This window comes from Cyclobacterium xiamenense (assembly GCF_042140265.1).
GTDB lineage: Bacteria > Bacteroidota > Bacteroidia > Cytophagales > Cyclobacteriaceae > Cyclobacterium > Cyclobacterium xiamenense_A.
Window position 1 is genome coordinate 953,052 of sequence record NZ_CP159481.1, and the last position, 12,522, is coordinate 965,573.

Genomic DNA, 12,522 nt, shown 5'->3' on the forward strand with positions numbered 1-12,522 from the left:
CGGTTAAATTACTACGCCTCTTGTAGGGCTCGGACAGGTGGCTCGGCAACTACGGGTACCTCGAAGCAGGTTTGCTCTTCCGGCCGGTGTAGGGGAAAATCGATGCAATGCGCGAAGGGTACGGTCGGGAAAAGCCCGGTACTTCGCTTTCGGGAGGGCCGTGAGGCCGGTGTCAATTGTAGCGGTGAGGAGCCTGATGGTCCCCAAAAGGGCCGATTGCTAATCCGCTGTTTTGATGAAAAACGGTGGCTGCCCTAACCGGAGGTATAGCCCTCAGCTGCCACCCGCCTCACTTTCCACGAGCTCTTTTCCGTTGGACACCCACAGGCACGGGATGCGCGGTTCACCGGCATGGAATTGGCGATGTCTATTTTGGTACGGGTAAACCCTTCCAACAACTATTCTGTGGTGCCGCTTTGGTTGGCGAAAAAACATAGAAGCGATCCTAAAGGAGCCGTAAGGTATACTGGTATCTTTTATGTTTACCACGCCCGATCGCAATAGGCGCCTGCAGCTGATAGCTACCGAATCAGGCCGTTGATTGCATTAGCCCGGGTCGCCAATCAAAAAAAAATGCCGGAGCCTTATGCTTCCATAAGACCCCGGACAAACCCTACATTAAAAAAATAACCAACTGCCTTCACGGATGTCCAACTCCCTCGTTCTCTCCAATCCGTATCCCATCTCTTTAACTTCCGAAACTTACTATACGAAAAGAACAAATCCGAACAAATAAAGAAATAAATGACTGAAAATATTTACAAAATGTTTTAAATATTTTGAAATGCAGAAAATAGGGTACGGAAAATAGTAATAGGGATATTAATGTCTTTTGTCCAGAGAAAAAATGCGTTCGTGACCGATCATCGATTTTTTTTAACGGAAAAACTCAAATAAATTTTATTTAATCATGTAAAAAGTTAATTTCTAGCCATGCATGCCGCTGCGAGTTTTTTCTGATTCAGCTTGGAAAAGGGCTTGACGCTGAATGATTTAAGGGGTTGGTTGGCAGGCAACAGCAGGTGAATGGTTCTTAATTGGTGCATTGTCTTGGAGAAGTCGGGGGTAAAGTAGTGCCCCTTATCCGGTTTGAGGGCTTTCAAAAAAAAATGCCGGAGCCTTATGTTTCCATAAGACCCCGGGCAAACCCTACATTAAAAAATAACCAACTAACAATATTTTTTATCCTCTTTGAATTCTCCGATCCTTTTTCATTTCTTTAGCATCCGAAACTTAGCATGGAAATCGTACGAATCCCAATATTTTTTAATATAAATTACTGAAAAAATGTACAAAATATTTTATTTATTTTGAAATACATTAAATTAGCTGTCTAAAATTTTGAAACACTTAAATATGCCTTTTATGTAAAAGAAAAGCCTGTTCACCAATCGCAAGGGGTTGTATATCAGTCAAATGCATTAAAATTGTCCAAGAAATCTTGAAAAAAGGAAATTTTCTTTCACCTTTCCGGATCACCCGTTCTGCTACCCAGACGGAAGGGTACCGGTCCGAGAGTCGGATACAGGCGTGGCTTTTTACTATTTTTTTGACCCTGATTTTTTCGGAAGACGAGTCGCAAGTAGTAATTGGTGATTTGGTTTCCTGACCTGACCGCGAATTCGTTTCTCAGGAGAAGCAAACTTGATTGATTCCAATTAGTAGCAACATTTATTGAGTCAGCCTGGCAGGTGTAGCGATAGGCTCACCGTACAGGGAAAAAAGTAATTCCGCGTTGTTTTTGGTGGGCTAGCGAAACAGGGACCTCCGGGTTTTTAAAATCCCTGTACGATTCGTATAAACATCACCTCGCCAGAAATTCCAGTGCAATCCGATTAAAATCTTCTGGCTTTTCTACGTTCACCACGTGCCCACAGGAGGGAACCACTACCAATTTGGCAGATCGGTGATTTTCAACCAGTTTGGTGATGGAGGGTAAAAACATGTAATCTTCTTCTCCCATCACGTACAGGGTCGGAATGGGGGTTTCCCTGATCCGAAAAAAGGCCAACAGCGGATTCACTTTTGCAGCCAGCGAAAACCAGCGAATAAATTCTTTTTGGTACAGTTTTTTTGCTTCCTGTACGAAGAGGTACCTCGATGCCTTGTGGTTTTTCCGGGGCATGATAATGAATGCAAACAGCTTGTAGAGCAAAAGGTAGGGGATGACCGACTTTAATAAAATGCCCAGCCGCATCAGCAATTGACCGCGAATGTTTAGCTTCATGATTGCGCCCGCAAGAATCATGCTGCTAACCCGCTCCGGATGCCGTTCGGTAATCTCCCGGATAATGATGGTGCCCAGAGAAATCCCGACAAAATGAGATCGGCGGATGTTCAAATGGTCCAGCACTTCGATTACCTCATCACCGATAATGTCGAACGAATACTGCTTTATTTTTTCGTAAACCTGGTTTTTGGATTTTCCATGACCACGTAAATCCACCAATAACACGTTGAAGGATTTTTTGAAATCCCGAATTTGGCGAAACCAAATGGCACTGCTTCCTCCTGCTCCGTGTACAAAAGTAACCCAGGGGGTTTCGGCATTTCGAATGTATGTTGTGTAATGAAGCATCAAACAGGTAAACCGTAAAGTGGGCGGTAAGGTTTACCACCGTTGAAAAATACGAAAAATTTGCTTACCGGTAACAAACTCATTTCCTTTTTACCAATTCCCAGTGGGTTGCCGGATCTTTCAATACGATTTGAAAGCCCAGTAGGTGAAAGATTTCTTTATTTAGAAACCGAGCGATTTTTGGATTCACGGCGTACCGGTTTGCCTGGGGTTCTTTTTTGGAAATCCCGGGAAGCAAGGGGAGGATATCTGGTAAACGCGTTTTCCTAAGGACTTGCGAAAGCCAGAGCCAAAACCGGGAAACTGGTCGTACGATAAAAAAACCCTCTTGACCCATTTTCTGATAAAGAGGAAGGAAAATCATGCCCTTATAGGGGCTTATGACAGGCTTCCCATCGTTGCTTGCCAGCAGGTGCCCTTTCCGAATGGGATTGAAATTGAAAAATCCGGGTTTCATTTCGAACCGCTGTTCGGGTCCAAGGGGATAGCGGCAAAGGATTTCGTAGAAGCCCGGTCGGACGTCCTGTTTGCTTTTCAGAAAACCTTCTTCTCTTGCGATATCGACTGCAGACAGGTGGATAATACCCAGATAATTCATGCAAAGTTTGACAAATGCCTGATGCCTTCGGATACTTCCCGGATCCTCGTGTCTGCCGGCCTCAAAACCCAGAGCAGGGAAGCCCAGATCGTTGATATGGCTCATCAAGGGTCCCTCCAGGTATTCCTCTATGCCCAGAATCAGCGGCACTGGGAATTGTTTTGCTACGGCCCGATTGACGAGCGTATCGTTAAAGGGAAGGAATGCGCAACTCTCCGAGGAAGTGGTGTGAAGATCTGCAAACAGCAGGCGTCCCTGTCCGTACCGGGCAAGGATCGCGGTGATTAGCTGATCCAACGCAGCCAATTCCTCCAATTCCGGGTAGGCAAAGCCATTTTGCCCCACATCTTTCCTGCGTATCCGGCGCAGGTTTTCTGTCGTCCAGATCCGGTTCAGGTCCTTTGCGATGTACCTCAGATTTTGCCTGAGTGCCTGTTCGTTTCCCTTGAGGACCAATACGTTTCCGTCAAAAGAAAAGTTGCTGTCGGCCTGGCTGCCAAAAAGGGACTCCATGGCAATTACGGAAGCCGGTTCGTTGCCGTGGATACCTGCCACGATCACCAGGGTTGGAGACCGGGTGTCCCGATGGTGCGCAAACAGGACCCGTGGATTTCCTGTGTCGAGAAGGGACTCAAACATTGTTTTTCGCGTATAGCTTGTCCCAGACTTCTTGTGCATCTGTATCCGTTACCAGGCCGATCAACTGGTCCCCGTCTACCACGGGCAGGCAACTGATTTTCTTATTGACCATGAGCAACATCGCATACTTGATGTCCGTGTGTGGTCCCACCGTGACCAGTTCAGATACCATAATGTTTTTAGCGATTTCAAGCTCCTCGCCGGTGCCCCCGAGTTTTTCAATAGTGGATCGGGTAATCAATCCGGTTAGTTTTCCGGCTTTGTTTTCTACCGGTACGTGGCGAATGTTTTTCCAAAGCATGATTTTCTTCACCAAAGCGACAAGGTCGTCTTCCTGCACGGTTATCAAGTCCGTAGTCATGATGTTACCAATCCAATCGTATTGGATCGGTATGGATTTGAGCTCCGAAGGGCTGGCAGCTTTCCATTCGCTGATGGGCAGTTCGGATTTTCTTCGTGTTTGTATCGCCTGGGTCAAGGTTACCATGGCTTCGTCTCTGCTCATGTGCTTTTTTATGGTCCGGTAGCTTTTAATCATCCAACTACTGCCCGTTTGGCCGGTTTTAACCCGTTTACGTATGATTTCCAGGTAGCCGTTGGCTTCCTCCCGGGAAATACCCACTGACAACAAGCCTTTTTCCGCGAGGGGGAGTAGTTCGTCCAATAGCAGTTTTTGCACCGGAACCATTCGGTTTTCCCAGGCCATGTTACTAAAGATACCAGAGGTCGCCGCCCGGTAAAAATTCCCTTTTGTATCCTCAAAGGATCGGCGGTGCCAGGATTTTCGGTACGACTCGGGCATGGCTTTCATCAAGCCTACCCAAAGGACAAAATTCGCCATTTCATCGATAATGGTGGGTCCGGAAGGCAGGTATCGGTTTTCGATTCTCAGGTGGGGAATCCCGTTGCCCGTCCCGAAACAAGGTCTATTCCAGCGCCAAATGGTACCGTTATGCAGTTTTAAGGCTTGCAGATGGGGAATTTCCCCTTTTTGCAATTCCTGAAGGGAGTCAGCGGTGGACTTGTGGGTAAGGATTAAGGGAAATCGAGCGATATTCTCCTTGTAAATCTCGGTGGTATCCCGGACCCAATGGTTGCCAAAGGACACCCGCTGTTCTTTTTCTTTTAGGTGGTAGCCTTTGCTGCGAATATCGATGCTTTGCTGAAAAAGCGGAATTCGGGTTTCCGACCACAACTCCCGGCCAAATAGCAAGGGAGAGTTGGTACAGACCGCGAGAACGGGGCCTGAAATCAGCTGCGCCCAATTGTATTGGTCGACAAACTCTTCCGCAGTGACCTGAAGGTGGCACTGAAAGCTTGTATTACAGGCCTCAAACAGAATATTGGTATGCGCCAAAATCAATTCGTCCACCCCGGAAATATTCAGTTCGAAATCCTGCCCCCTCAGCTGTTTGATGATCTCGTCTAGCGCCTGGTAACGGGGATTTGGGGTCATGTAGTCCATTTGTCCCGAACGCAAATCGATGGAAGGTAATATACCTGTCAGCACGACTTCGTCTCCAAAAGTGGCAGCCACCTGCTCGGCTTTACGCAGGTATTTTCTGAGCTGCTTTTCCATCAGGGGAAAAGCTCCCCCTTTTAATTCAAAGGGATCCAGGTTTAGCTCCAGGTTGTACATGGCCAGCTCGGAAGTAAAATGGGAATCGTCCAGCTTGCCCAAAATCAGGGGACCATTCTTCGAGGGTTTATTGTGCGCGTCGATTAGCGCAAATTCCTGCTCGGCACCGATACGTTGTACGTCTTTTTCGATGAGTCCTTCCAGGATCATTTGGTCCAACGCCTCTATATCCCGGATCAGGTTTTTGAGAAATCGCTTCCTCTCGGGTAATTTGATTGCCTTATTTACGCGGTGTTCTCCCATGTTCCAAACAATTTACAAAGGGAAAAACAAAATTGGAAACCCGGAGCGAAGAAAGCAGCGGCTTTTTCCATATAGGACTAGGGAGGGACTACCGGATCGCGTCTGCCAGGCGTTGGGCCATGATAGTTGCGCCGTGCTTGTTGGGGTGCACGCCGTCCGGAAAATGCTTGCCGTAGGGCTTCAAGGGAAGATGGAGGTCAATCAGTCCCGCTCCGGTTCTTTTGGCTGCTTCCCGAATCAGCGGGGTCATTTCCTCCACGATCACTTTTTCTGTTATGCCCCAGTTGTCTTCAAACACCGGCACCGGAAGGCAAAGGAATATTTTCCCCTGCTGGGGCATGCGGCTTTTAATCACCGAAATCATCTCCAGATAATCCTCCAGAAAGGATTCCTTGTAGGCCCAATTCTGCGGCTTGGAGTCATTTGTCCCCAGGAGGAGAATCAAAATGTCGGGTGCATATGCTTGCACCTGCTCAAACTGGGGTTCGTTCCAATAGGGAAAATCTCCCTTTTTCAGAAGTGTTCGGGCACTCACGCCGAAGTTTTTCACCTCATAATTTTTACCTAGAAGCTTTTGAAGCTGCAGGGGATAGCTATCCGGGTGGTTTCTACCGGGCCCCTCCGTGATGCTGTTTCCAACGCATGCGATTTTAACCAAATGCTGCTGGGCACTGCCTTCCTGGCTCCAAAACAACAAGAGCGCACAAATAATCTTTTTCATTTCAGCGAATATCAAACAAATGGGAAATTACACACTATTTCCGTGAAATCGGGTTTTCAATTCGTTAATTTGCAGCGAATCGTACGCTTGTGGGCTTATTGAAAAAAAAAATAAGGAAATTGGTCGAAAATTTCAACATCCTCTCGCTGGACGTGGTATCCGGGGCCTGCGCGGGCATGTATTTTTTTACCGACATGATGCGCATTTCCCTTTTTTGGTACCACTACCTGCTGCTGGGCATGGCGGTTTGGACCATTTACACTTTTGATCACCTGTTGGATGCCCGCAAGATATACCGCCATGCGCTCACCAAAAGACACCGCTTTCATCAGGAACACTTCCGAGGACTGGTAGGAGCACTTGGGGCCGTGGGGATCGCCGGGCTGCTACTCGCTTTTCGTTACCTGAGAGCTACCCCATTACTGGAAGTTGGTTTGCTCGTCTTCTTGTTGATTGTTCTTATCATGCTGGCTTTGCACTGGGGGGGCGAAAGGACGGCCGTTGCCAAAGAATTCTCAATCGCGGGCTTTTACGTAGCCGGGGTGGTACTGGCTCCGTTCCTGCGCCACGACTTTGAATTTGCACCCCATCCCTGGCTCGTGTATGTACTGGCCTATTTTCTCCTCGCTTGGTACAACTTGGTCTATTTGTCGTTCCTGGACGGGGAGCTGGACCAGGCAGAGGGGCATCATTCCATCGCAACCGTTCTGGGCAAAAATAAAACGCGCAATTTGCTCTGGGTATTGAGCCTTCTGGGCCTGGGCTATGCTGTTTTCTTGTTTTCCGACCTGTCTTCCTACTACCACCGCTACACACTGATATGGGCACTCATGCTGCTCGTTCATGTTATCAGCTTTGTGGAAAGACCAGAGAACATCGCGTCCGCCAGGAGGCGGCTCGAAGCCAGCTTTTCCTTTCCACTTGTTTTACTCCTGGTATGATTGGCTTGCGTAAAAAAGTAGCTGAGGACCCGTATTGCCTGATCGCCCCGGTCTATGATTTTTTGTCACAGTTGGTGTTTGGAAAAGACTTTCAGCGGAGTAGAACTGTTTTTTTGGATCGGATCCGACCGGGTAATACGGTCTTGGTACTGGGTGGAGGTACGGGATCGATTCTTCCCCAACTGTTGAATCGATGCGGAACTGGTGGTCGTATTCTTTACCTGGAGCCTTCGCAGGCCATGCTGCGGCGAGCCAGGCAGCGCCTGGAATTATCCGTACAAGCGCAGATCGAATGGGTTCACTCGTCGCAGCTGGGCGATTTACCTGCGGTGAAGTTGGACGCGATCGTCTCTCACTATTTACTGGACGTGTTGCCGGACGAAGGCATTGACCGGATATTTTTGGAACTGCAGACCCGCATTCATTCGGAAACCCGATGGCTTTTTGCCGATTTTTTTCCAATTTCCGATCGGCGGTGGTTGCTTGTCGCGATGATTTGCCTTTTTCGGTGGTTTGCGCGACACCCCCGCAAGGATCTTCCGGATTATGAGTCATTTTTTCAGAAATGGGGATGGAAAGAGCTGGATCGCATTGCTTTCCAGAGAGGGTTTTTTCGGGCCATGTGTTACCAACTTGCGCCCAAATCGATTAATCTACCAATTACCTCGTTAAAATAAGCCCCATTGTAGGGACCGTAAAAATTCATGTCTCGTACCTCGTAGTAGCTTTCCTGGTAGTAGTTGTCCGGTGTGATGTAACCGATGTATCCTCCGTTAAAGGTGGTGATCATCAGATTCATCCCCAGAGCGGCCGCTTTTTTTTCCCAGGCCTCATAAAATACGCCAGATACCTCTCCAGAGGAAGAGATAAACAGGGTGTTTCCGATTTTTACCAGGTCAAAATGGGCGGGGTAATCGCCAATGGCCCATTCGAAAAGCCATGGACGGATCCGCCAGTTGTTGCTGATGCGGTAATGGGGTTCGCGCAGGTACAGCGGAAGCCGGGCAGCCATGAGTAGTGTTTCGGCCTGCTTGCCGTTTCGGTAAGGAGTTTGGCGCAAGATGGTACCCAGTTCCGCCGCATACTTCCGCACATTTTCGATGTTGTTTCCGGGAATAGCGGGCCGATGGCTGCCAACGGCTCCGGCAGCGAACAGCACCAGGTCCTGGTCGGCTTCGAGTTCTTTCGAAAAATAAAAGGGATAATCGCCCGAAAGGCCCATGAATCGACTACTCAAACAGGTCGCATGCGCGCTGAAGGTTACCAGGCTTGCGCTTCTTCCGGCTGTGTTTGTTAAATGAAATTGCCGTATAAACGGGTCCACCGGATCCCCGGCAACCAGACGGTTGCTGACAAAATCTCGGGCATTGCTTTTTTTATAACGAATCCGCACGGTGTCCATACGCGAAATTGCTTCCTGCAAGGCCCTTATCGTGCCGCCAGCGATGCCATCCACGAGCGGCTGATTCCAGCCTCCCAGAGCGAGGTTCCCAACGGGTCCCGGAATGGTTCCGCCCATACCGCTATGGGTATGGGTGGCGGTGAAATAAACCCGATCCACAGGAATGGCACGTTCCCGGATTTCATTTGTTAGTGCCTCTGCTAGTTTGGGGTGAACAATGAGCAATTCGTAATTCAGAAAAGCGAGGGTAATATCACCGTTGCCAACCACGAGTGCTTTGATGTAACTACTGTCTTGCACAAATTCATAGTTGCCTCTGGGGCGGTAGGCGACCAGCGGGACAGGTTTTTCCGGCGTCATGTTGGCGCTGGCCCAGCCCCCCAGCAGAAAGCCCCGGTCAGAGCCTGTTACAGGAAGCCCGTCCAATGCTGCCATGGTCTTTTTATAGTAGCTTTTTTCCGGATACGGAGTCCAGTCAACGGTGGTTAGGCTTACAGAAATTGCAAAAAGTAGGAATGCTGCCAGGTAAAGCAAATACGCAAGCCACCGGTTTAGGGAAAATCGCAGCAACGGCATGGGCTAGCCTTCGTAGATAAATTCTCCGTGCTGCCCCTTTACGGTGACTTTTTTTCCCGGGTAGTCCGTCACGCGACCGATCACCCGGGCCGCCACTCCAAACTCCGAGGCGAGTTGAATCACCTCCTCGGCTCTTTTTTCCTCCAGATAGACTTCCATCCGGTGTCCCATATTAAACACCTTGTACATTTCCTTCCAATCTGTTCCACTTTCCTGCTGAATGAAGGTAAAAAGGGGAGGGGTGTCGAACAAGTTATCTTTGATGACGTGCAGGTTTTCGATGAAATGCAACACTTTGGTCTGTGCCCCACCGCTGCAATGTACCAGACCGTGGATTTCGGTGCGTAAGGACTTTAAAAGGGAAGCGATGACCGGTGCATAGGTACGGGTGGGCGAAAGGACGAGTTTGCCCATGTCCAGCGGAGTGCCGGGAGCAGGGGCCGTGAGCCCAAAACTGCCCGAGTAAACCAATTCGTTTGGCAGAAGGGGATCGTAGCTCTCGGGAAAGGCCTGGGCCAGGCTTTTGTGAAAAACATCGTGTCGGGCTGAGGTAAGCCCGTTGCTGCCCATCCCGCCGTTGTAGGTGGTTTCGTACCGGGCTTGTCCAAAAGAGGCGAGCCCGACTACCAGGTCGCCGGCGGCAATGCGGTCGTTGGAAATGACATCTTCCCGCTTCATCCGGCAAGTAACCGTGCTGTCTACGATGATGGTACGAACGAGGTCCCCCACATCGGCGGTCTCTCCCCCGGTAAGCAGGGCATACACCCCGTGTTCCCGCAGTAGTTGAAGGACTTCTTCGGTGCCATTAATGATGGCAGATATGACTTCGCCAGGGATCAGGTTTTTATTTCGACCAATGGTAGAGGAGACCAGAATATTATCGGCCGCACCTACGCAAAGAAGATCGTCAATGTTCATGACGATGGCATCTTGCGCAATACCTTTCCAGACACTCAGATCACCGGTGGCCTTCCAATACAAGTAAGCGAGGGAGGATTTGGTACCGGCCCCGTCGGCATGCATGATGTTGCAATAAGCAGGGTCGTTTCCGAGGATATCGGGTACAATTTTACAAAAGGCCTTGGGGTAGAGCCCCTTATCCAATTTGGAGATGGCTTCGTGTACGTCTTCCTTGGAGGCCGATACCCCGCGTTGCATATACCTTTCGTTCATAACCTTGGCTTTGAAAAAAACAAACAGGCTACAAATATATGGATTTTACCCGGTGATTTCTATTACCTTAAACTCGGTTCGACGGTTGACTTGGTGTTCCTCTTCCGTTTGGGCGTTCTCGATCAGCAGTTGTTGTTCTCCATAACCTCTGGCTTCCAGGCGGGAGGGATCGATTCCCTGCGAAACAATGTATTCCACTGCGGATTCGGCTCTTCGCTGCGAGAGATCCTGGTTGTAGGCGTCGGTTGCCCGCGCATCGGTATGGCTACTGAGCTCAATTCGGATACCTGGATTGTCCTTGAGAATTTTGACCAGTTTATCCAGCTCTTGCGCGGCATCGGGTCGAATATCGGCTTTGTCCAAATCGTAATAAATGTTTTCCAACACAATCGCCCGCTCCAATACCAATTGCTCCAGTACGATGGTGGTATCCAGGGTCACATTGGTTACGTCCTGGATCAGTTCCTCGGGAGCCGGCGTTTTCCCGATCGTACTGTAGGGCACACTCTGGGAAAAATATCCGTTTTTCGAAGCGATCATGGTATAGGTCTTCTCCGGCTCTAAAGGAAAGCGTAATCTCCCGCTTTGGCTGGAAAAATTGCCATCAATGGTTTGGTTATTGGCATCGTACAATACGACCCGGGTTTGTGGGAGTACCTGCTCATCCCCGCTTTCCAACCGTTCTTTCGTGACCACGTTTAGCAGCACGTTTACCACTTTGGGCGGAGGGGTCATGTCTTTAAAATAATAAATATCGTCGTCCCCTTTGCCTCCGGGACGGTTGGAGGTAAGGTATCCCTCTTCCGGGTAATCTGTAAAAAAGATTCCAAAATCATCGCCAATGGAGTTGATGTTGGCGCCGAGGTTTTTTACGTTAATCGCTCCATTTTCCTTTTGGGCAAGGAAAAGGTCTAGCTTTCCGTATCCGGGATGTCCGTCGGAAGAAAAATAAAAATCGCCATTCGGAAGGGGCCGGGGAAATAGTTCGTTGCCGGGTGTATTGATGGGGGCTCCCACGTTCACCACATTGCCAAAATCACCATTGGCAAGTCGCGTTGAGCGGTACAAATCAATCCCACCGAAACCTCCGGGACGGTTGGAAGCAAAGAAAAGCGTGTCCCCGTCGGCACTAAATGCCGGTGTGGAATTCCAGTATTCCGGTTCTCCGTTTACTGGCATAAAGATGGGCTCGGTAAATCCTCCTCCTCTGAAATAGGAGGCAAACAAGCTCACCTCCGGAAGGTCATTTTTTGCATTGGCATTTCCACGTGCGTAGATGATGGTATTTCCGTCGGGGCTGATCGCAATAGCTCCCTGATTCAAGCCGCTTTCGTTTTGAAATTCGGGAAGGGTTTGCACGTTTTGTACGTCCACATTGATCCCCTCGGCGCGTGCCCTGAACAGGCGGGTGTATCCCTGTCCGGTAGCAGGATACAATCCTCCGGCACCTCTGGAACTCGTAAAATAAAGGTAATTTTCGCTCAGAACCGGTGCATAGTCGATCCCTGTCGTGTTCAATAACTCGTAATTTTCAAGTTCGTGGTTCGGCCAAAGGGGTTCAATATTGGAAAGCGCGTCAATATTTTGGATTTCTTTTTCTGCCAGGCCGATTTTTTCATCGTCCATGGTCAGGGTTTTGGCCGTTTGAAACGCTACTTTCGCCGAATCGTACTCACCTTTTCCTTGCAAACTTTTGCCTTTGTAATAGGCGCTTTCAAAGGTGGCATCCGCCTCGGAAACTTTTTCGTAAAAGCGAGCGGCCTGTTCAATGCGATTGGAAAGGCGGTAACTTTCGGCAATGAATAGGTTGGCCTCGCTGTTATCCGGGTCTTTGTCCAGTAATCTGGAGTAAGAACTAATTGCCATTTGGTATTCCCCTGAGCTAAATTGGTTTTGTGCTTTCTGTTGGAGACTGGTACAGGAAGCATGAAGCAAAATCACAAGGAGGGGGACCCAAAGGGCAGCGAAACGGATGGAATGCGTTGCTTTTTTCATACGAAATAGATTCCCTT

9 protein-coding genes are annotated in these 12,522 nt (G+C 49.0%); 2 read left to right on the forward strand and 7 right to left on the reverse strand.

Features of this window, described 5'->3' with window-relative positions:
- Nucleotides 1-1,804 precede the first annotated feature (1,804 nt).
- The 4 genes from ABWH99_RS04040 to ABWH99_RS04055 all read right to left on the reverse strand — a co-directional run bounded on the left by ABWH99_RS04040 (nt 1,805) and on the right by ABWH99_RS04055 (nt 6,418).
- Nucleotides 1,805-2,578, reverse strand: coding sequence for an alpha/beta fold hydrolase (locus ABWH99_RS04040; protein WP_375585026.1), 774 nt, complete (start codon nt 2,576-2,578; stop codon nt 1,805-1,807).
- Nucleotides 2,579-2,657: 79 nt separating this feature from the next.
- Entirely contained in the window at nt 2,658-3,815 is a 1,158-nt protein-coding gene (locus ABWH99_RS04045) for a succinylglutamate desuccinylase/aspartoacylase family protein (RefSeq protein WP_375585027.1), read from the reverse strand.
- Nucleotides 3,808-5,697 (reverse strand): CBS domain-containing protein, encoded by a 1,890-nt coding sequence (locus tag ABWH99_RS04050; protein ID WP_375585028.1) that lies wholly within the window; start codon nt 5,695-5,697, stop codon nt 3,808-3,810. The genes ABWH99_RS04045 and ABWH99_RS04050 overlap by 8 nt, the downstream gene beginning before the upstream one ends.
- Before the next feature lie 88 nt (nt 5,698-5,785).
- On the reverse strand, nt 5,786-6,418 hold the full coding sequence (locus tag ABWH99_RS04055) for a GDSL-type esterase/lipase family protein (RefSeq protein WP_375585029.1): 633 nt from the start codon (nt 6,416-6,418) through the stop codon (nt 5,786-5,788).
- Between the two features lie 119 nt (nt 6,419-6,537).
- On the opposite strand from ABWH99_RS04055, the gene ABWH99_RS04060 reads away from it, so the two are divergent.
- Both ABWH99_RS04060 and ABWH99_RS04065 read left to right on the forward strand, forming a co-directional pair.
- Entirely contained in the window at nt 6,538-7,359 is an 822-nt protein-coding gene (locus ABWH99_RS04060) for a hypothetical protein (RefSeq protein WP_375585030.1), read from the forward strand.
- On the forward strand, nt 7,356-8,036 hold the full coding sequence (locus ABWH99_RS04065; protein ID WP_375585031.1) for a class I SAM-dependent methyltransferase: 681 nt from the start codon (nt 7,356-7,358) through the stop codon (nt 8,034-8,036). Before ABWH99_RS04060 ends, ABWH99_RS04065 begins: the two co-directional genes overlap by 4 nt.
- Here the strand turns inward: ABWH99_RS04065 and ABWH99_RS04070 are convergent.
- From ABWH99_RS04070 to ABWH99_RS04080, 3 genes are read right to left on the reverse strand one after another with little or no spacing between them, the layout of a single operon-like run.
- Nucleotides 7,985-9,295, reverse strand: coding sequence for a neutral/alkaline non-lysosomal ceramidase N-terminal domain-containing protein (locus tag ABWH99_RS04070; protein ID WP_375585032.1), 1,311 nt, complete (start codon nt 9,293-9,295; stop codon nt 7,985-7,987). The genes ABWH99_RS04065 and ABWH99_RS04070 overlap by 52 nt on opposite strands.
- A gap of 45 nt (nt 9,296-9,340) precedes the next feature.
- Complete coding sequence (locus ABWH99_RS04075) at nt 9,341-10,510, reverse strand: AIR synthase related protein (protein WP_375585033.1); 1,170 nt, start codon at nt 10,508-10,510, stop codon at nt 9,341-9,343.
- 45 nt (nt 10,511-10,555) lie between these two features.
- Nucleotides 10,556-12,505 carry an OmpA family protein gene (locus ABWH99_RS04080; protein WP_375585034.1) on the reverse strand — a complete coding sequence of 650 codons (1,950 nt, stop codon included), beginning with the start codon at nt 12,503-12,505 and terminating at the stop codon, nt 10,556-10,558.
- Nucleotides 12,506-12,522 lie beyond the last annotated feature (17 nt).

Coding starts and splice junctions, on each gene's coding strand:
- ABWH99_RS04040 (WP_375585026.1), bottom strand. CDS start 2,578: ATGCTTCATTACACAACATACATTCGAAATGCCGAAACCCCCTGGGTT.
- ABWH99_RS04045 (WP_375585027.1), bottom strand. CDS start 3,815: ATGTTTGAGTCCCTTCTCGACACAGGAAATCCACGGGTCCTGTTTGCG.
- ABWH99_RS04050 (WP_375585028.1), bottom strand. CDS start 5,697: ATGGGAGAACACCGCGTAAATAAGGCAATCAAATTACCCGAGAGGAAG.
- ABWH99_RS04055 (WP_375585029.1), bottom strand. CDS start 6,418: ATGAAAAAGATTATTTGTGCGCTCTTGTTGTTTTGGAGCCAGGAAGGC.
- ABWH99_RS04065 (WP_375585031.1), top strand. CDS start 7,356: ATGATTGGCTTGCGTAAAAAAGTAGCTGAGGACCCGTATTGCCTGATC.
- ABWH99_RS04075 (WP_375585033.1), bottom strand. CDS start 10,510: ATGAACGAAAGGTATATGCAACGCGGGGTATCGGCCTCCAAGGAAGAC.
- ABWH99_RS04080 (WP_375585034.1), bottom strand. CDS start 12,505: ATGAAAAAAGCAACGCATTCCATCCGTTTCGCTGCCCTTTGGGTCCCC.